Here is an 18,917-nt window from a genome sequence, read left to right on the forward strand (position 1 = left end):
CAAAGGACGAAAGTGAACGACACGAACATCATCCAAAACCGGGACCTGCTGGCATCCTGCTGGACCTGGGCTGGAAACGCAGCACCGCTGCGCGGCGACGAAACGAGCCCCATCGATGTCCGGACCCGGGTTGAGGCCGCCGCAAAAGCCGGCTGGACCGGGCTTGGCTTTATCCACGCCGACCTTCCCGAGATTGAACGAAGCATCGGCCTCAAGGGCCTCCGCCAGCTGCTGGACGACAACGGCATCATCCACGTTGAGATGGAATTCCTCGCAGACTGGTGGAAAACCGGCCCCGCACGCGAAGAATCCGACCGCTGGCGCAAAATCCTGTTCAACGCTGCGGAGATCCTCGGCGTCAAGACCATCAAAATCGGGGCCGAGCTGGCACTCGAAGGTGAACCGGCACCCGTCGAAGAGACTGCATTCCACCAGGAATTCGACCGGCTCGCTACCGAGGCCGGCGAAGTCGGCACCCGCGTCGCCCTTGAACCGATGCCGATGAACAACCTCAAGACGATCGAAATCGGCGCGAAATTCATCAACGAGGTCAACAACCCCCATGGCGGACTCACCGTTGACACCTGGCACACCAGCCGCGGCGGGACTCGCTACGAAGACCTGGCCGCCATCCTGCCGATGGACAAAGTCTTCATCGTCGAAATCGATGACGCCCGCAAGGACGTGGTGGGTTCGCTGTGGGAAGACACCATCAATGAACGGCTCTACCCCGGCGAGGGCGACCTGGACACCGTCAGCTTCGTCAAGACCATCTACGAAGCCGGGTGGCGGGGACACTGGGGCGTGGAAATCCTCGCGGAATCACACCGCCTCCTGCCCCTGGACCAGGCCCTGGCCCGCGCCCATGACACGGCGGCGGCAACACTCGAGGCAGCATCACAGCTGATCGCCGCAGAACAGTCCGAAAAGGTCTGAAGCCGCTGAGCTCCCGTTAGCCCTGGCCCGCGGGCTGCCCAAAAGGCAGCCCGCGGGCCACGAGCGACCCTAGAGAAGCAGGACACAATGAGCGCACCAGCCCCCGAGGCACGATCGGACGCCGCCATACAGCTTGGCATGCGGCTCCGGGACGCCCGGCAAAGCGCCAGGCTGTCCCTGCGGGAACTCGCCCGGCGTGTGGACGTCTCCGCCAGCCTCGTTTCGCAAATCGAGCTTGGCCGCACCTCACCATCTGTAGGAACCCTTTACGCTCTCGTATCAGAATTAGGCCTATCCCTCGACACTCTGATGCAGGACGGGACACTGTTGCCTTATCCCGCTCCCGAAACCAGCGTCCGGCTTGCAGAATTTGCACCCGGAGATGCGGCAACCAAGGCCACGCAGAGTCGGAACCTGGCCACACCGGTGATGGCCTCCGTGACCGATCAACTCCCCGGGCTCCTTGAAGCGAAGGACCGCCCGAAACTCCGGGTCGAGGGTGTCCTGTGGGAGCGGCTGACCGCGGAGAACGATCCCAGCGTGGAACTGCTCCGCGTCACCTACAGGGCCGGCACTGAGTCCTGCCCGTCCGACAACCTCTTGCGGCACGGGGGACACGAGTACTTCCACGTCCTTGAAGGAAGGCTCCATGTCGAGGCCGGATCGGCTTCAGGAACACTTAACCCGGGGGACAGCATCAATTTCCTGTCTTCCGTCCCTCACCGCCTTAGCAATCCCTTCACCGAAGACTGCATTGTCATTTGGGTGGTGGTCGGCCGAAGAAGCCAAGGGCCAGACAAGGCTGTCTCTCCGGTCGCATAACCCCGGCGGAGAACTGTCCGTTCGCAGCGGGATAACCGCTTTGGCTCTGCCAGGTACAACCTTAAATCAGCAGCTGAAAAGAGAGCGGCCACCTGCTCTCACGGAATATGGAACGGAGTCCCAGTTGAATTCGTCATCCACTCGATACCGTTGGCGAGGGCCTGCCGGAGAGTCACAGCCAAGCACCGCGACCACTCCTGTCCACTGGAACGAACTAAGCCCAGGCGACCTCGTGTTAGTGCTGTCCGGGAAGACTTCGCACATCGGAACGGTCGACACTGTATCCGCTGACGGCGAGTACCTGTGGCTGCTCCTGAGCGACGGCACGGGCCGACGCCTGTTCACTCAAGACGAGGTTCACAAAACGTACGCCGATCCGATAGATCTCGCCAAGCACTCAGGCCCAGACCAGTGAATGCACTCACTTCACCTCATGGAGGACGATGAAAATGCTGCTCAATCTCATTTCGGTTCTGGTCGATGCGGTCGGCTACGGAGGCGACGGCAGCGCATGGTCCCATGACCCCGAAGAGGCGCGGTTTCCCCAGGGACTCCTCGCATCATTTCCTTGGGAAGGCTGGTGGCAGGAGGACCCGGAAAAGGACCGCGCCTGACGGCAACCCACGCTCTGCCAGACGGAGATGAATAAAGCGCCCGCAGCGCAGGGCACCCGCGGCACAAAAGACCGCTGCGTCCGGGCGACTGTCCGGAACACCCCGCCACCGATGCCTTGTCACAAGAACGAAGAGGAGACACCCTGTTGGAACCACTCGTAGTAGGACTCCTGGGAATCACCCACCCCCACGCCTCCGCACGGGTTCGTACCCTCCGCGAGATCGAAGGAGTCGAAGTGGTGGCCGCCGCAGACGACGATCCACGGCTGAAGTACTTCACTGACAAGTACGACATGGAGCCCCGTGACATCGATGGTGTGATTCAGGACGGGCGCATCTGGCCGCATCAACCCAACGGCCGGCTGGCCCACCACCTCAGTGTCTCCAAGCCGTGGAAACCTGCATTAGATGCAGGAAACCTTTAGCTACTGCGCTGCTCGTGGCCAGCTCCGGCGATGTCAGGCCGAACCGAAGGGAATGTAAGCCCCGCTTGACCTGCGAAAACTTCTAATTCGCACACAGACGGCAGTTCTCGAAGCTACTTCTACTCCCGCGGTTTAGAACGCCGATAATGCAGATTCCGTCAAGCTGACCGGTATCGGCAGCCTCGTATCTGTAACGGGATCGGTGGAAGCGGTGCGGGTGAGGGATGGTGTCCCTGACGGCGGCCAAGGCCAAAGTCCGGTTGCCCGTGCGGCTTCCCGCAGGCAACCAGACTGGCCGGAGTTCAGCAGGGCATCTGGGCCTGGATCTGCAGGACGTCGGCGATGAGCTCATCGGCTTTGGCGAGCGGGATGGTTTTGCCTGTCTGTGCCTGTATTTGGTTGATCAACGCGCTCAATGTCGTGCAGACGCCGGGAGTATCACCAGACGAAAGGGAGGTCTGAGCGCCAGCGACCTTGTCGGCCAGACTGGTGCCCGGACCCACGCCCTGCACGGCTGCGCCGTGAACAGGGTGCTGGCTGAACAACTCTGACTCCCGGAGTCCGGGAGAGAAGCCCGGAAACGCCCGATTTGCAGCCAGGCTGGTAGCAGGTCCCCATCGCCATCGAACACGCCGTGCCACAATACAGGGCGTGGATTCAGCTAATAGTACTATTAATGGATGATGCCGGAATCCGATATGTCTGAAGAGGGCGGAAAGCAGCCCCAGTACCGCGAGAAGACCAGCTTCTATCAGGAGCGGGTGGCCGCGGACCGAATGCGTGCAGCGTTCCTGAACACCAGGGCGATCACCGGCTTTGCCTCGCTGAGTGAATTTATCAACGCTGCCATCGAGGAAAAAGTTGCCGGCTTGGAGCAGGCGCATAACGATGGATGCCCCTGGTCACCGCTCGGCGCGGGTGAGATTCCGCAGGGCAAGCCTGCAGGGCTGCAGTCAAGGAGAACCGTTGCCACGGCTGGAAAAGAAGCACTGCGGGCACGGCGTCGCCTGGCACTGCGGGACCTCGTGGAGGGCATCCTGCCGGAGATTGAATCCAGACAGTCGGCCGGTGGCGGGGAGGTGCGTGCTTTCTATCGCGAAGACGGGCAGGAGGCGCTGATCGAGACCTATGGCGCCAGGGAGGGCGTGCCTGTTTTTCGCCGGTACGACGCTGAGACGTCGTTTGGGGAGGTTTGGATTCATACCAGCAGCGGATATGGCTGGGACGAAGGGGACGGGCTTCCGGGCGGAGAGATTTCGGCCGGGCCGGGGCGCCGGCCCGAGGCCGATGGCCAGGCTGCCGGAACACCCGCCGCCGACCTCCGCGGAACCGTCGAGAGAGCCCGCAAAGACCTGGAACGCCAGTCCTCTCAGCGGCAGATTGAGATCGAAGTGTTCTACAGTTCAGACGGTGCGCAGGCACTTGTCGAGTCATACCACTACGGCACCGAGATCTCGGATTTCATCCACTACGCCTATGACCCGGCCGCCGGCCAGATCGCCGCGCGAAACAGCTCCGGACACAGCTGGAAGGACTGGCAAACAGCCCCCTTCGACGCGTGACGGTGGCCGGGAAGCCTGCATGGCGGCGGGGTCGATGCCGAATCGCCTCGCAGGACATATGGACCTGAGTGGGCGGCTTGCGGTCGCCGGCCCTGGCCTTGGAGCCGGACGGTCGCACGGCCCCCGGCCTCAGAAGACTGTCTCGCTCCGGATCCAGTCAGGGCCGGCTTTCCGTTCCCGGTTGCCGCCAGCATCTGTGCACGGAGACCCCCGACAGGAGAACAGATAAGCGAATCTCTCGTCTAATGAGAGCCCACACCAGAACGCCGATAATGGACCTTATGTCAAGTTGCTTGAAAAAACGTCGCTTGATTCCTCTCTTGTAGAAAAGATCATCGCCCCTGTGTCAGCGCAATGAACAAAGGCTCAACGTTGGGCCCAGACGGGAAAGTTACTCGAGGTAGCTTGCCGGCATGCAGGAGGCGAGCAAAAGGATGCTCCCCTGCCCAGCAGGACGGGTGCGGTTCGACATCGCAATTGCGGACGACTCCAGGAAATATGCAGAAATCACTATGAAGCCTTTTTCAAAGCCTCACGTTGCGAAGTCCAGAAATGGATCCGTTCTGGGCAACCGTTCCATTCGACCCAGCGCTTGATAGTCACGACCCAATAGGTCAATAGTGCCTAGGCGACGCAGCTCCCAATCGGCCTTTCGGTCGAAAAGCTCCGCCAACTCAGTTCGCAGGCCTTCGTCGGTTTGCGAACGCGTCGCTAGCCTGTGATCCATATCTTGGCACCACTGGTAGATATCATCGAGGTCCGACGTCGCAGTGTGCAATATTTTCCAGTCGCGGTCTTCTGGGACAGGCCACACATCCTGCCGGCGTATCTCTTCTACATAGCTAGAAAAACGCCCAATGAAAGCGATTGCTGCTTCAAAGTACTTTTCCGATGGCTCGGGGCCATCGAACCCACTTTGGGGGAAGGCATTGCGAAGTTCTTCTTTGTAGTGATGGATGAGATTGAATGCTGAGAAGAGCTTACTGCGCCGAGCAAGGCGTGAAAAATAATTCCAGTGTTCCTCCAGCTCGTTCTCTTTGCCTGAGGTCGTGAGCTGGTTGCGTCGGGGAACATAGATCTTCACGCTCTTTTGTTCCCGCCATTTGGTTTTTTCACCGTCGAGATAATGCGAAACGTAATCGGTCAGGCACACGTAGTAGATCTCGTTTTTACTCCTATCCACGAGCAGCAAAACCACGGGGACGCTCGCCCCCATCCGGTCGACAAGCTTCAAATCTGTGGTCGACATTTGGAATGTCGCCACCGGTAGGTCGCTGGAGTCACCGCGGGGCAATTCCAGGGTTTCAAGGTTGTCTGTCGTCTTAACCTGCAGGTAGAGATGCTCCCCCCGTGTTTGGTACCTACGCACACCGTTCTTGGCACGCGCTGAGACTTCATAGAACACTTCCAGTTCCAGGTCGAGCCCGTAGTCGTCTGGTATCGGCCTCACGACCCAGTGTGGCGGGAACGCAAAGGCCGCCAGAAGCTCCCCGTAACGGCCTTTTACTTGATTTTCGTCCTGAAGCTTCTTATCCCAGTCCGGGTCACCGGGCGGGCGCTCTTCCATTGTCATCGCACTTCCTCATCTACTGCCTTGCTTAGGGACCGGCTCAACTAATTTGAGCTGTGGACGAGTTGCAGGTCAGGCCTCTTTGGCGGTGATTTCTCTGCGTTTCCGGCAACAGCTACGGGCGCAAGACCAAAAATCAGGTCGTTAATGTCTTGATCGGTTAGGGCCAGATCTTGACGGAGGCGCTCAAAACCGCCCCTGCTGGACCAGAGATCTGCAATCACCAGGCTGAGCAGCTTAGAAGACTCTCGGTCCATCCCATCTGGCTCACCGGATCGGTAACCGCGGCGTGAAAGATTCACGCATGTGGTGTGATACAACCAATCAGATAGCATCCCCAAGTCATGCAATCGATACGCAAGAGCAATCGCAGCGACCCCCCAGCGCCGTTTTTTTCGAATAATGGTTTCAACACTGCTGTTTTGGCTCATGTTGGCGCGCACATCGGCCTCCGGCATAAGAAACGCGGAGGCAAAAGCATCGGCTTCGCGCTCCGCTTCCAGGCCTGTGGAAGCGGCCGCTTCACCGTGCAAAACTAGGTGGCCCAATTCGTGGGCAGCATCGAACCTGCCCCTTTCTGCTGACTTGGTCGTGCTCAAAAGCACAAAAGGACGTCCATTGTCACGGAACGAAAAAGCGTCAAATTCACCTTTTTCTGCCTTTATGGAAAATACCGCGACTCCATGAAGCTCTAACAAATGCACCATATTCCCCAATGGCGCCTCCCCCAGACCCCACCGAGCCCGAACAATGGCGGCCGCTGCTGCGGCATCGTCTACGCCCACATGCTTGTGTAGCGTCGGGATGTCCGCCTCAGGGGTCGCGTAATTCCTGTCTATCCAACGCCGGAGTTCTATTGAATGGCTGGCCACCGACAACGCCATATCCCGGGTTTTCGCAGCCATTTTCGATGGGGCGCGAAAACTAGCAGCCGCTGCCGGTAGCTCGTCCAAGACAGGCCGCTCAAAGTACGCTGCAGGAACCTGCAATGCGTCAGACAGACGATTAACTGTCTCGCTGGAGGGTACCTTCTTTGAGTTCTCGAAGTCCGAGACACTCTTGGTGCTTAGTCCAGCTAGTCCACTGAGCGCAGTTATGGTTAGTCCGCGGCGTTTCCTTGCAGCTGTCAGTCGCTCGGGGACAAACATGAAAACTTCACTTTCTGCAGTCGGTTACTTCCGCACGACTGCAAAGTCGTAACTAGGGGGCTCTTCGTCCCTGGCATCGGCTTCTCCGCCTTGTGGGTCAACCGGGGGCATAAGGATCCGGTGATGCCATCCCGAAATGAACTCACCGCTCATACTGTTCGGCAGGCTTACTTCCGAGTAAATCTTTCCGTCAGGAGAATGAAAACTAAGAAGCATCCAAGTTTCCTTGAGACCCGCAAGGGCCGGCTCCAGTTCCGCCAAGTCAACGAGAGCCGCGTTATTATCCACGGCCGTCCGGATGCTTCGGCCTCGCGGGTTCTTCGTGGACGGCGTCGCGTACCGGACTCCGGTGAAGACGTTGCCACTCGCTACCACCAGACTGTGACGATTGCTTGGGTGCACGATCGTGGGCTGATTGTCGGGGTTTATCCTCGTCCACCCCTGGGGAACGTAGACTTCAGAAAGCCTTCGGATCTGACGGGTCCATCGCGCATATTCTCCGGCCCCTGGCGCATCAAAACTCGTGTAGGTCTCACGTTCAGCATGGCCGTAAAGGAGTGCGTCATGGATGGACGAGACGTCGAGGCCAAGCGCCTCGAGCTTGCGCTCTCCCTCGCTCCAATTGCCTGCTTCTAGAATCACGAACTTCTCCCGTCCTCGTAGCCCTAGTTCACGATATGCCACCTAAATCTAGGTGTCAAAACATGAACCTTGGGCCTTGCGGTTACACGCGACGCTCGGCGTGCGGCCCCGGTTCTCATCAAGTGAGAGAATCGCGCATCCGGTCACGGAAAACGGCAGCTCTGATGGCCCGCCGAACGTACCTGGCAGGGCTCACCTTCACCCTTAGCTCAGTGCTGCTGTTCGGTTGCGAAATCGCTGCTCCCGGGACGGTAGGAACAGGGCGTGGGCACCTCCCGGCTCATTTCATGGATCAGTAGCAGCAGGCAAATCCTCGGCATTCATCCGACGTCCTGCTATATGCAGGACGTCGGGGCCGCGGGAAAATATGCTGGAACAAAGAGGGGCTGACGAAGGAAGCTGTGGCTAACACCATCGATCTCAAGACCAGGGAGGATCGGACTTTGCCGGCCTGTTCGTCGAGGACGCCAACCTGACCGAGGGCTAACTTGTCGATCTGGCCGCCAGACTCCTGCATGGGCATGAGACGGCCTTCCTCTTAGCGCACCCCGAAATATCCTGAGACGACGACCCCTCTGAGGACCGGTAGAGAGTCCCGACCCTCGCACGACCGGCAATCGCTTCGAGGTCCGCCGCAACGGCGTCGATGTCAGTAGGCGACCATGCCCTTTTCGTCGCCGCTGAGTGCATACGGATCCGGCTCTGGCCTCCCGACGTACCCGGTCCCGAATGCGTCTTTGCCTGCCTCAGGCCCAAGCCGTTTTCGCCAAAAGTCCGGAGCTCAGACTCGGGCCGATGCGCTCCGCGCTGGGGACTTGGTCCAGAGCCGGAACTGTGCTGGGGCTGTTACCAACTGGTCCTGCTGTTTTGCCTGGTTCCTCAACGTCTTCAATCCGGCAAGAGACGCGAGGCTGACGATTGACCAGCTCGCCTTACCCGGTTGGCCATGGCTTTGCGGCATGTCCGTGTTTTCCCGGCGCTCACATGCGGTGGCGTCCAGCCGTGTAAGATCCGGACCAAGCGAAACGCAGAGAATCTATGTGGGCGTGTCGGAACAGAAGGAGCTGGCGGGGGCGGCATGGATCACGAAACGAGCGTGGCGGCAACAGTATTAGTGGAAGAGCTCCGTGCGCTTGGGTCATTTGGCCCTGAGACCGTGGAACTTCTTCTCGACACGGCCCGTGAGGAGCTCGGAAGATTCCCTGGCCTGACAGCCGATGCTGCGTCAACTTTCGAAGATTATGCCTATGACTTCTTCCTCGATCGCGGTAAGGCGTTAACGACAGCAATCCGACTCGAGGCTGAAGATGACGCTGCCCTAGGCCGCATGATTCGCCGCTGGCTTCGCAATTGGTTGGTCGACCTCAACAGCCAAACAGCTCTGGGTGCGCTGCGGGATCGTTTGGAAAAACGAATGAGCCGAGATGGACGGTTTGGTCGGGCGCCGGTCGGGCATTACTGGCGCCTAAATGATGGACCGACAGAAGCGGCAGCCGTCGACTTGGCAGCTCTTGCATCGGTCGCTCGACGCGTACACGTTGCGTTTTTTCCGGAACCCCCAGACGGAATCCGCCGTGCGCAACTGGGAAGGGCCGGCGAGCTTGAAACCTTGCTCGAGCAGCTTTTCAAGACCGCGCAGGGGAGCCTGCATATCTCCACACTCGTGCACGTTATCGCGAATCGTTTCCCGCACGTCCTAGACCCCCTCACCGTCTCAACGGAGGACGAGGTAACGGAATTGGCTGCAGCAGGCGGGGTGCTGCCCCTGGAACAGGTCGTTGAAGACGAGGAGCAGGAATACATCGAAAAACTTGCCCAAGCAGCTTTCGAGTCCTTGTCCGCGCAAGAGCGCGATCTCATCCTCGTCCTCGATGACCCGAAGGCGGCTGCAGCCATGCTCGGACTCGGGAAGAGTGCAACCGCTCTGCGAATTCGCGCGCTCAAATCGAAACTCATAGAAGTCTCAGGAGACGAAACGAGCGTGCGGGACGTAGCACGGCAGATCATCGCCCTTTGTTTGGAAGTGCATGAAAGCCCACCAGCTTCAGCTCTCGGGGACACCGCGCGCTTTGTCCCGTCAGTCCCGGATGGAGGACAAAAACTATGAGCAAGACCCACCCGGATAAGCGGGCCAAACTTCTGGAACTGGCAAGCCGGACTAAGACGCCCGTCACCGCGAACCAAGAAAAAGTGACAGCGGCCGACGTTGATTCATTCGATTTCGACATACGAACCAATGACCTGTGGCTCGCCCGGTGGTCTGGAGCCACCATGATGCTCCTGGTCATCAGCGAATCCACACCCCAGACTGTCATGGCCGCGCCCGTAACAGTCGAGCCCGGGTTGCTGGATCAGGAGGCAGTTACCGTGGAACCGTCAGCCAACACCCTCGGACTACCGATCACAGTTTGGTTCGGCATCACCCGCGAAGTGCCGATTCAAACCTTTGAACGTCGCCTCGGCGAACTCCCCCCTCACGCACTGGACACGGCTCGGAGCAGTAGCAAAACTAACTTCCTCCCTGAAGCCGAACAAGACCTTCTCCACTGGTCTTCCCCAAGTGCAGAGAAAAAAGCGGAGTTGGAGGACATCTTGGAGCGCTGGCTCACAGACCTCAAACCGTTACCGTCCTCGGCAACAAAATCAGGGCCAACACACGGAAGGCCCCCCTTTACCCTGCAACAGGTAATGGAAGCATTGAACGTTCCCCAACGAAAGGCAATGAACGTCATACGGGGCACCTTTCAGCTCAGTCCTGCGGAGACCGAGCAGTTGGCTTTGCATACGGGTCTTCCAGTAGATGCCCTGAGTTCCTTGGCCGCACCGTTGCCGGACGAGTTGTTATTTGAACTCCAGCAGCCACGTTGGAGATTCCTCATCCGGATGGAGGCGAAAAAGCTAAAAACGGATGAATCCGAGGCTCGATTGGCTGTTGCACGCGAAGCCTATGCGCTAGCGGCGCGACAAAAAGGCGAAGGCACAAACGTCTGGAGGCAGAGGCTCAGAACGATCGCGCTCGGACATCTGGGCAGCGGGACGAATGAGGGGAGATAGTCTTGCCCAAGCTGTTTGATGGAACGGCTAAACAGGTTGAGGGCATGATGGCCGTACTCGAGCAGCGCTGCCCTGGAGCTGCTGATAGGTTGGCCTCAGATGCCATTGCCGAAATTGGCACATGGGATGACCTTACGATTGCACCGGTCCCCGAAGAGGCAGATGTTCGCGATGGCTCCAGCGGTGGGTGTTCCGTGGCAGGCGCCTACCTTTGGGGAACCGAACCTCCGACCCTTGTCTTCGCGGAGTCCATGTCAACGCGCCGGCAGCGTTTTACACTGCTGCATGAACTCGGGCATCACATCCAGAGCACGGACGTCGACCTCGGTTCTGCGCTGATGCAAGTCGAAGACTCTGAAGAATTTGAAGACGCAGCTTGTGATGCCTTTGCAGCCGAGATTCTTCTGCCCTCGACTCTTGTCGGCCAGATCGCGCGACGCGGTCCCACGGCGGAGAGCGCGGTGAATCTATTTCGCATTTCCAAGGCCTCCCGGGCTGCTATCTGCGTCCGCCTAGCCGAGGAGCTCAAGAGCCCGGGCATCATTGCAGTCTTGGATTCAGACGGAAGCGTGAACTTCGCAGCTTCCCGCGGTCAGATTTTCCCTCCCGCCAGAGGTTCGGATCAGTCCGAAAACCCGTTGGTCGCCGCGGCGCTGGCCGATTCCTATCCCGATCGAGTGATCCAACGCGACGACAGTCTGATTCACTACTCCACGGGGCACACATCGAATCGCCTCTATGGCCAGATCAGCTGGTGCGACGGACTCTATGTTGCTGTCATGGTCGAGTACGGCGCCCCGTGGAAGAGCTTCTCTCCACCACAGGACGGCACAGCGTCATCGTCCGGTAGTAGCAGTTGGGAAGACTGCGATACCTGCGGCAGTAATTTTGTGATCGCCAAAACATGCTCCCGCTGTCGGGAGCCCCGCTGTCCTCAGGGGCACTGCGGGTGCACGAGAGCCGCTGAGCGGCTGTGTGAGGAGTGTTTCCTCCTCAAAGTTCCGTCTCAGTTTGAGGGTGTCTCCAAGGTTTGCATCGAGTGTTCCTCATGACGGCCGGACAATTCTGACGTTGTCCCGTCACTCCTAGTTGAGACGGGAAGAGTTCCGGTCTCTGCACCTGGAGAGGACGACCGTGGACAGTCACGAGACCTTAAAAGAACAGAATCATTCTCAGGCGATCACAATTACAGTGGTCCACGAGGACAGCGGGCGGGAGGTAGGAATCAAGGCCGGCCCCGGAACCCCTGTCCGGACTATGATTGAACGCGCATACGCAGAGCTGGGAATCGAGCGCAATCCCGCTGATCGTCTGCGGGTGGAGTCGTCAGGAACAAGCGTATTCGAACACCTGAGCCAGCACCTCGGTGACTTCCTGCAACTCGTCGGGGCGGACACTGTCTGGCTTCTGGCGGGCCCCACAGGTGGTGCATAAGGTGCCGGCAGTTCCGCTTGCAGACGCCGAATATGCTGCGCTGACATTCGCCACCCACCTGGAGTCGTTCTGGGCAACAGGGCGGCCAGAACGATGGGGATGGAGCTACACACTACTGGATCCCCTTCACGCCAAGGTACAAGCTGCGGGCGTTTCGGCGGATGGCTCGATCGACGATTACTGCATCCTGCTGGACGCCCGCAGCTATGACGCAATGCCTCCTGGCGTCTACTTCGTATCACCGACAAACCCGCAAGGTCCGAGACCGCAGCCTGGCAGTCGATGGCTGCCCTCCCACAGTTGCGTGCCTTTTGGTTTCGCTATCCATCAGACGTACAACTATCCCGATGGATCAATGGACCAACTGGTGTGCTTCTCGCAATCCCGCGACTACTACATCTCCAACCACACCCCGCTGCCCGGCGAGGAGTGGCAACCTGGAGCCCAAACTCTGGCCGCCACCCTGAGCCGACTACACGAAGTCCTCAGTCCCCCTTACTACATGGGTCGAGCCGGTGCTCTGGATACCTGAAGACATTTGGCACGGGCTGCTTCGGAATTTCGCCCAAGCCCCTGAGGGTGTGGAGAGAGTCGCTTTTCTAGACGGAGTTCCCCTGCCATCCGGTCAAGGCGGCGTCGTTACCACGCTTACCATTCCAGCTGCCGTTCTCACCCCGGGGAACTACCGGATCGGTGCGGCCGAAATGAGTGCCGCGGGCAAGCACCTGAGAGAGTATCGGTTGCAACGACTCGCTCAGGTGCACACTCACGGGGGTGGTTGCACGGCGCATTCATCCACCGACGATGCCATGGCCTTTTCCCAACACATGGGAGCCCTTTCAATTGTGCTTCCTCACCATGCGGTAGGGGACCCAGCACCGTGGGACGGGACGGTTCACGTCCGCGAGGCGGACGGGTGGTCCGGCCTAAGGAGCGGCGATGCACGCTCAATGATCCGGCTGGTTCCGTTGCAGATAGACCAGAGCCAATACTCGAAGGAGGTAGTTCCGTGGAAAGCATCGAAAACCGGCATACTGGCACGGCTGGAGGCGCTTTGGTCGCGTCTGACCAAAGCAAACCACTGAAGGTCCACGTCGCGATTTCTCTCTCTGCTTCCGGTACGGTGGCGGGTCAGAGGGCGCTATGGATGCTAACCAACCTCTTAGCCAGAGCAGTCGGCGCGGTCGCCAGCCTCACTGTCTCTTGCCCTGAAAGCAGGCTCTTGCCCGGTGTTTCCCCCGGATACGCCGACGGTTCCCCCCTCCTCCCGGCGGTGCTCAAGCCCGCGGAAGCGATCAAGGGGGTACCGCTGGCGCCTGCAACACAGGCGCCGGAACGGAGCTTTGTCATCGGCATCGGCGACATTGAAGACGCGCAGCTGTTCCTGGTCTTTGGCGACTGGTGGGGAGGGATCACTTCCACCGTTCACGAGGACAGCGCAGCGATACTACCTTTCGGTCCCTATATCGCGGCCGCGCACGCTGCCGGGCAGGTCTTCCGGGCATCACGTGGCCGTACCGAATTCGTCCCCTTCATCTACGACAGCTGGCAACACATCACGTCAGCTGAGATTCCGATCAATCATCCTCCGGTACCAGGCAAGCTCACGAGCAATCTTCTTCTTGCCGGAGTCGGGGCCGTCGGGACAGCGACGATGCTTGCACTGTGGGCGACACCGGGACTTGAGGGTACGGTCCAAATCGCAGATGCAGATACTGTCGACCTGACAAATCTGAACCGCTGCGTCCTCTTCGATACGTCCTCCATCGGGCTTCCAAAAGCGACTATTGCGGCCAACGCGCTGAAGTTTGGAGGAGCTGGAACACTGACGTGGGATCCGCATAACGGACTGGCCCAGGAGCACCCCCGCCGACAGCAGCCCCTCAACCTGCTGCTGTCGGCCGTAGACAAGAACCGCTCCCGCCTAGCGCTACAGCGACTGATTCCGACAACCACATTCGGTGCGTCCACCTACAACCTCCGCGCCAGTCTCATGCGCGCAGGACCCCCCGGCGCCCGGGCATGCCTGGTCTGCCACAACCCACTTGAGCCGGAGATCAGCGACCATGAACTCCGCGAGCGATATTTAGCAGCGGACACCGTAACCCGGGCACGCCTCGCAGAATCCCTCGCAATATCAAGAGTCGAGCTGGATGCCTGGGCGCGCACGGCGCGGTGCGGTGAACTGGACAACAGGGCACTCCCCTTCCTGGAAGAAGAGTTTGACGCTCAGCCAAGGCAATTCTCGGTCGGCTACCTGAGTGTCCTTGCCGGAGTGTTGCTTGCTGCCGAGGCAGTCAAGGAAGGGGCCGCTTCTCAAGGAAGTCTTAACGACGACCTGAATTACGTCAGCATTCAGACGGTAGGCCCATGGTCACCTCGCAATGGCGCGACCAGATACCTGCGTCAAGACGACTGCCTCTTCTGCGGCACGGGGAGCTCTACTACAATGCTGCAGATGTGGAAAACGCGGTTCTCTCATCGTTGAATGGCTCATCCTGCAACGGAGGTTCAGAACCAACTTGACGGGCCGGGACCAAGGCTGCCGGACTGGATTCAGCCGAGACTGCCGTACGGACGGATCGCGGTAGTCCTCGTTTAGGAGCGAGCTTTAGGCTTATGTGGCCACCACACCTTTAGTTGACGAAATCACCATTATCGGCGTTCAGAATGGCCAAGGGGAAACCTCCGTGTCCACGGGATCCGTGTGGTTCGACTCTGCAGGGGTCTGTGGCAATTTCCCGCGAATTCAAGGATCCTGGTGTGGCATGGTCAATCGAGACCCGTGAAAAGAACAAGGGTGCGGCCAGGAGTCTTCAGACCCGTGGCCACACCTTTGCACACTCGTTGCGTCTGACTACTATCGGTCGAGCGGAATGCCTCCCGCCGTCCGCAATTCCGTCCGGAGAGCTGTCGCCAGCGCAACCAACTCCGTCTTCGCGGCGGCCGAGGCCCGCGTCGAGTTGGCGTTTTCGATCTGGTTGAGGAACGAGCGCAGAGCACTGTCCGCGGGCTGCGCCTTACCCTGTCCGGATGTGTCAACGGCTTCGCTCACGAGCTTGAGTAGGTTGGCAGCGAGCTGGGAATCCAGGTCCCCGCTTGCCGCTCGTGTTTCGACGGCCGCCCTGAGGTCGCCGTACGACTGCGTCGGTGCGGTGAACGTAAACCGTCCGGCTCCGACGGAGTAGACGGCGAAGTTGCCGTTGATCCGCTGGAAGGTAGCCCGGGGAGGCGTCAACACGGCACGGTCTCCGCCCGTGGGCACCCAAACTTCTGCCGTCGTATTGGCCGGGACCTCTACCGTCAGAGTGAGCCGCTCGGCATTTTTATCCCATCGGCTGCTGGCGAGTCCGCGGGGGGTCTCAAAGCTGCCTTCGACCCAGGTGAGGTCGCCTGCAGGCTGGGGTTTGAAGACGAGCTTGTCATAGTTAACCGACCCTTCCGCACGATCGATTCCTGCAAGGCCGGTCTGGAACCACTCCACGATCTGAGCGAGAATCATGTGGTTCTTCGAGTCACCACGCGTCCACCGCTCGCCGATGGTGGTGAAACCGTCGGGATTGGCGGGCGTCGGCTGCATGAAGAAGCCGTAGCCGGGTTCAGTGTCGGTCTGCAGGGCGTCAAAGATCGCTTCTCCGTTGCCCGAATCCGTCAGCTGGCGGATAACGGCCGCGAGTCCGATCGTTCCGGCGCTGAAGTGCGGACCGTCATCAGGGCCGAACGCCTTCAGGTTTTCAACGAGCTGCTCCGTCACTGACTCCTTGTACTCGTCCGGCACCAGTCCCGCGTCCAGCGCCAGAGCCTGTGCGGCTTGCGTCGCACCCGCAGTTCCGGTGTTGCCAGTGGCCGTGTAGTACCCGAGCGTCGTGTTGAGGAATGCGTTATTGAATGCCGTCTTGATGCTCTTGGCGAGTTCAGTGTATTTGGCTGCGTCCGCATCATGGTCCGTGAGCTTGGCCATCATTGCCATCTTGGTGATCATGACATAGTAGCCCCAGGTTCCGGTGATGCGACCTGATGTTTGCTCCGCGGCGACCCAGTCTGCGAGGGCGGCGTCGACGATGTGCTCATTCTCGCCGGTGCCCACCTTCTGCCGCTGGATGTAGTTCACGAATTCGACCATGCGGTCGTAGTACCGCGTCATGGTCTCAGTGTCGTTGTAGTACTCGTAGAGGAACGCTGGAACCAGGATGATCCCATTTCCCCAGTTGATCTCGTCTCCGAACTGGCGCGTGTAACCCCAGTCATGCACGGGGGTCTTGAGCGCAACGTTGCCGAACATTGATGTGTCTGCCCGCGACTGACCTTCTACGAGGTGATGCTCGGTCGTGCGCATGTAGGCATCAAACTCGAACATGCGGTGGAGGCCGTTCATCGGCATTGTGTAGTCCGCCGGGTACGACTGCTTTTCACGTCCGGGAGTATCGGTGAAGGTTGAGAAGATCTGCGAGGCCATCGAGTAGTAGGCCATTTTATTGATCCGGTTAATGCGTGCGTTCGAACTGTCAAACGAGCCCACATCCGGCGTTCCCGCCTGCAGGCGGACGCCGCTGACGATATCGGCGGTAGGAGTGAAGCCTTCCGGCAAACCTTCAATCTGCACCCACTGCATGCCGAAGTAGTTGAACTTCGGATGATGGGCTTCTCCGCCTTTCAGGCCAGCCGTGATATAGGTGTTGAACAGGTCTGTCCCGCGGCCACCGGGACCGAGGGAAGACTGGTTCACGGTGCCGTCGGCATTGAGGCTCTCGGCTGGCTTGACCTTGACCATGGTCCCGGCGGGCAGTTGGGGAAGATTGAGCTCCGGCCAGCCCGCGAAGTTTTGTCCGAAGTCAAACACCCAAACCCCTGGCTTCGGGCTAGTCACCTTCTTGGGCACAAAACGCTCGGCCTCGAAGATGCCTTCAGCATCGCGGGAGACGAGTTCCGTGGCGAGGTTCGGCGGAGGTGCGATGCCTGCCGAAGTCCAGTTCATGGCTGATCCATCGCGTCGGGTGGCACCGTCGCCAAGGTTCGCCGCTGGCTTGTTCCAGCCCTCCTGCACACGACGCGCGTCGAAATCCTCGCCGGCGTACCAGGCATCTGTGACCAGAGCGCCCGATGCAGCCCGCCAGTTCCGGTCGGTCACGATAACATCGCTGGTTCCGTCCGTGTAGGTGATCTCCACGCGACCGATGAGGCGTGGTGTTACGGCTGCGCCGGCACTCGGATCGCTTGCGGCAATGTTGTTACCGGAGGCGGTCACCGCCGCGCCCTTTTGGTGAGCCGAGGACAGAGCTGGCTCGAAGCTGATGCCCGTGCCCTGTGCGCCGGCCGTGCCGATCGCCGTAATGACACGCGATTCAAGGCGGTCTCCGCCGTCTCCGGTGTCGATATTGATCGTTCCACCGACGTGGTAGTTCGTGGTCGCGCTTAGCTTGACGTTCGTGGCTCCGGCGACCACGTCCGCAGCGAGCGTACCGCTTCCCTTGATCTGACTCTGCCACCATGCGTAGGGCGCCGTTCGGCCTACACCGGGATTTGTGATCGACCGATTCACGTACGCGGTACCGTTGCCCAGCTCCACACCGACGGCGTTCTGTCCGGCCTCCAGAGCGGACTTGATGTCATAGGTCCGGTATTCCGTCGAGAGTTGATAGTTCGTGTTACCTGGTGCGAGGTGTTCTTCCGTGATCTCCTGCCCGTTGACTGTGGGGTAGTGTAGTCCAACTCCCGAGAGGTACAGGTTTGCGCTTTGGACCCGCTTGTTCTCGGGTATGGCGAACTGCCGTGCGAAGATCGGCAGCGGCTCTGACGGTGTGCGGCCGGCCTGCTCGATCCAGCGGGCGTCACCCCAGTCATCCTTCTTGAGTAGTCCAACGGTGAACGTCGAAGTTTCGCTCCATCCGGAAGGCTTGCCGAGGGCATCCCAAACACGGACTCGCCATGCCACCGTGTCGCGGGATTGCAGCTCCTCGGCGGCTCCGTATTTGATGTTGTTCTGCTGGTCGGACGAGACCTTTCCGGTGTCCCACAGAAGATTGCCCGCATTTAGGGCAGCGACCGTTTCGGCGGCCTCGATCTCGTATGCTGTCTGCTTATCGAGCGCGCAGACGCCATTAGCAGCGGCGTCGAAGCACGGGTTGCCGGGGGTGTCCTTTGAAGTCATACTCCATCCCAGAACCGGCCTGGAGCTGCCGATACCGAGAGATGAGCCGCTACGCCCGTTGATGCTGAGGGCTTTGACCTCGACCGGAAACAGCGACGCCTTGTCTTCGGCGAAGGCCGGTGCAGCCGCTAAGGGAGCGGTGAAGCCAAGGACCGCGGTGGCGACGAGCGCCACACGGATAGACTCCCTCATGACGCAATCACCGTCCTCCTGCGACGGTCCCCGGCAATCCTCGATGCTGGTGCTTTGGGAGCTGGGTCGTTGTTTAAAAATGTATGCATTGCACTCCTTCGTGACGGTGCGGTGATCAGCAATGGCGATCGCATGAATCGATTCATCCACTGCGGTGATCACTCTTCCCCCTCAAAATCGTCAAAGTCAATACCAAGACGGCTTGAGTCAGGTCATTACCTTGGCCAAAAGGTCTGAGGAGGATCCTTCAAGCCTGCATGCCAAAAGGCGGGAAAACCCCGGTTTGCATCGGTTTATGGACTGATAATGGCGAAACATTTACCCCCGGCGTTGGGCGCATAGCTGATTTTCCCCAAAGGGATTTCCCCGA

14 protein-coding genes are annotated in these 18,917 nt (G+C 59.6%); 9 read left to right on the forward strand and 5 right to left on the reverse strand.

Annotated elements, in window-relative coordinates; all coding sequences use genetic code 11:
• The first annotated feature begins 12 nt into the window (after positions 1-12).
• From ACFVTE_RS16445 to ACFVTE_RS16460, 4 genes are all read left to right on the forward strand, one after another.
• The gene (locus ACFVTE_RS16445; protein ID WP_387102104.1) at positions 13-936 is read left to right on the forward strand and encodes a sugar phosphate isomerase/epimerase family protein; all 924 of its coding nucleotides are present in this window, start codon (positions 13-15) and stop codon (positions 934-936) included.
• An 87-nt stretch (positions 937-1,023) separates the two neighbouring features.
• On the forward strand, positions 1,024-1,758 hold the full coding sequence (locus ACFVTE_RS16450; RefSeq protein WP_387102106.1) for a helix-turn-helix domain-containing protein: 735 nt from the start codon (positions 1,024-1,026) through the stop codon (positions 1,756-1,758).
• Positions 1,759-2,201: 443 nt separating this feature from the next.
• Positions 2,202-2,372, forward strand: a complete 171-nt coding sequence (locus ACFVTE_RS16455) for a hypothetical protein (RefSeq protein WP_387102108.1) — start codon at positions 2,202-2,204, stop codon at positions 2,370-2,372.
• A 146-nt stretch (positions 2,373-2,518) separates the two neighbouring features.
• Complete coding sequence (locus ACFVTE_RS16460) at positions 2,519-2,797, forward strand: hypothetical protein (protein WP_387102110.1); 279 nt, start codon at positions 2,519-2,521, stop codon at positions 2,795-2,797.
• Between the two features lie 302 nt (positions 2,798-3,099).
• Here the strand turns inward: ACFVTE_RS16460 and ACFVTE_RS16465 are convergent, their stop codons facing one another.
• Complete coding sequence (locus tag ACFVTE_RS16465; protein ID WP_387102112.1) at positions 3,100-3,342, reverse strand: hypothetical protein; 243 nt, start codon at positions 3,340-3,342, stop codon at positions 3,100-3,102.
• Positions 3,343-3,477: 135 nt separating this feature from the next.
• On the opposite strand from ACFVTE_RS16465, the gene ACFVTE_RS16470 reads away from it, so the two are divergent.
• Positions 3,478-4,359, forward strand: a complete 882-nt coding sequence (locus ACFVTE_RS16470; RefSeq protein WP_387102114.1) for a hypothetical protein — start codon at positions 3,478-3,480, stop codon at positions 4,357-4,359.
• A 532-nt stretch (positions 4,360-4,891) separates the two neighbouring features.
• On the opposite strand, the gene ACFVTE_RS16475 is transcribed toward ACFVTE_RS16470, so the two are convergent.
• The 3 genes from ACFVTE_RS16475 to ACFVTE_RS16485 are packed head-to-tail and all read right to left on the reverse strand — an operon-like array spanning position 4,892 to position 7,719.
• Positions 4,892-5,932, reverse strand: a complete 1,041-nt coding sequence (locus ACFVTE_RS16475; RefSeq protein ID WP_387102116.1) for a DUF4365 domain-containing protein — start codon at positions 5,930-5,932, stop codon at positions 4,892-4,894.
• Between the two features lie 41 nt (positions 5,933-5,973).
• Complete coding sequence (locus tag ACFVTE_RS16480) at positions 5,974-7,077, reverse strand: helix-turn-helix domain-containing protein (protein ID WP_387102118.1); 1,104 nt, start codon at positions 7,075-7,077, stop codon at positions 5,974-5,976.
• A gap of 24 nt (positions 7,078-7,101) precedes the next feature.
• Positions 7,102-7,719, reverse strand: a complete 618-nt coding sequence (locus tag ACFVTE_RS16485) for a hypothetical protein (protein ID WP_387102120.1) — start codon at positions 7,717-7,719, stop codon at positions 7,102-7,104.
• Between the two features lie 1,078 nt (positions 7,720-8,797).
• On the opposite strand from ACFVTE_RS16485, the gene ACFVTE_RS16490 reads away from it, so the two are divergent.
• The 4 genes from ACFVTE_RS16490 (at position 8,798) to ACFVTE_RS16505 (ending at position 14,695) form a co-directional block, all read left to right on the forward strand.
• Positions 8,798-9,826 carry a hypothetical protein gene (locus ACFVTE_RS16490; RefSeq protein WP_387102122.1) on the forward strand — a complete coding sequence of 343 codons (1,029 nt, stop codon included), beginning with the start codon at positions 8,798-8,800 and terminating at the stop codon, positions 9,824-9,826.
• On the forward strand, positions 9,823-10,773 hold the full coding sequence (locus ACFVTE_RS16495; RefSeq protein ID WP_387102124.1) for a hypothetical protein: 951 nt from the start codon (positions 9,823-9,825) through the stop codon (positions 10,771-10,773). The genes ACFVTE_RS16490 and ACFVTE_RS16495 overlap by 4 nt, the downstream gene beginning before the upstream one ends.
• A gap of 2 nt (positions 10,774-10,775) precedes the next feature.
• Positions 10,776-11,825 (forward strand): ImmA/IrrE family metallo-endopeptidase, encoded by a 1,050-nt coding sequence (locus ACFVTE_RS16500; RefSeq protein ID WP_387102126.1) that lies wholly within the window; start codon positions 10,776-10,778, stop codon positions 11,823-11,825.
• 1,391 nt (positions 11,826-13,216) lie between these two features.
• Positions 13,217-14,695 carry a ThiF family adenylyltransferase gene (locus ACFVTE_RS16505; RefSeq protein WP_387102128.1) on the forward strand — a complete coding sequence of 493 codons (1,479 nt, stop codon included), beginning with the start codon at positions 13,217-13,219 and terminating at the stop codon, positions 14,693-14,695.
• A 372-nt stretch (positions 14,696-15,067) separates the two neighbouring features.
• Here ACFVTE_RS16505 and ACFVTE_RS16510 read toward each other — a convergent pair whose 3' ends face one another.
• Positions 15,068-18,709, reverse strand: a complete 3,642-nt coding sequence (locus tag ACFVTE_RS16510) for a family 78 glycoside hydrolase catalytic domain (protein WP_387102130.1) — start codon at positions 18,707-18,709, stop codon at positions 15,068-15,070.
• Positions 18,710-18,917 lie beyond the last annotated feature (208 nt).

The sequence above is a fragment of the Arthrobacter sp. NPDC058097 genome, assembly GCF_042884885.1.
In the GTDB taxonomy this organism is placed as follows: Bacteria; Actinomycetota; Actinomycetes; order Actinomycetales; family Micrococcaceae; genus Arthrobacter.

Bases quoted from the DNA above. Each gene is read 5' to 3' on its own strand.
- ACFVTE_RS16450 (WP_387102106.1), top strand. From the start codon at position 1,024: ATGAGCGCACCAGCCCCCGAGGCACGATCGGACGCCGCCATACAGCTT.
- ACFVTE_RS16455 (WP_387102108.1), top strand. From the start codon at position 2,202: ATGAAAATGCTGCTCAATCTCATTTCGGTTCTGGTCGATGCGGTCGGC.
- ACFVTE_RS16470 (WP_387102114.1), top strand. From the start codon at position 3,478: ATGATGCCGGAATCCGATATGTCTGAAGAGGGCGGAAAGCAGCCCCAG.
- ACFVTE_RS16475 (WP_387102116.1), bottom strand. From the start codon at position 5,932: ATGACAATGGAAGAGCGCCCGCCCGGTGACCCGGACTGGGATAAGAAG.
- ACFVTE_RS16480 (WP_387102118.1), bottom strand. From the start codon at position 7,077: ATGTTTGTCCCCGAGCGACTGACAGCTGCAAGGAAACGCCGCGGACTA.
- ACFVTE_RS16490 (WP_387102122.1), top strand. From the start codon at position 8,798: ATGGATCACGAAACGAGCGTGGCGGCAACAGTATTAGTGGAAGAGCTC.
- ACFVTE_RS16495 (WP_387102124.1), top strand. From the start codon at position 9,823: ATGAGCAAGACCCACCCGGATAAGCGGGCCAAACTTCTGGAACTGGCA.